Annotated in this window: 1 protein-coding gene; it reads left to right on the top strand. The window is 43.5% G+C overall.

All coding sequences use genetic code 11. The features are described from left to right. On the top strand, positions 1-538 hold a 538-nt coding region (locus AC3G7N_RS22380), incomplete at both ends, for a dihydroxyacetone kinase subunit DhaK (RefSeq protein ID WP_489424302.1).

The raw sequence follows: 538 nt of genomic DNA, 5'->3' as shown, positions 1-538 counted from the left end.
GGGACAGTTTTTGTTCATAAAATTGCCGGAGCAAAAGCAGAACAAGGCGCTTCTTTACAGGATGTAAAACAAACTGCACAAAAGGTAGTGGCAAATGTTCGGTCCATGGGTGTGGCGTTAAGCTCATGCACAGTACCGGCAGCAGGGAAGCCAAGCTTTGAACTTGCAGATGATGAAATGGAAATTGGAATTGGCATACATGGTGAACCTGGAATTGAACGGAAGCAAATTGGCAGCGCAGATGACATTGCTGCTGAACTAACTAAAAAGATTCTGGAGGATAATAAGCTTACGAAGAATGATGATGTAGCTGTAATGGTCAATGGCTTAGGCTCTACACCGGAGATGGAACTCTACATTGTCAACGGAAAAGTGCAGGAACTGCTGGCGGAAAAAGGGATTAACGTTTATAAAACATTTGTCGGGGAATACATGACATCACTGGAAATGGCTGGCTGTTCCGTTACATTCTTAAAATTGGATCATGAATTAAAAGAGCTGCTAGACGCAGAATCAAATGCCCCAGCATTTCGAGCCA

The organism is Virgibacillus carmonensis (assembly GCF_057836705.1).
The sequence above is the reverse complement of the archived record's forward strand: the minus strand, read 5'-3'. Positions and strand labels throughout refer to the sequence as shown.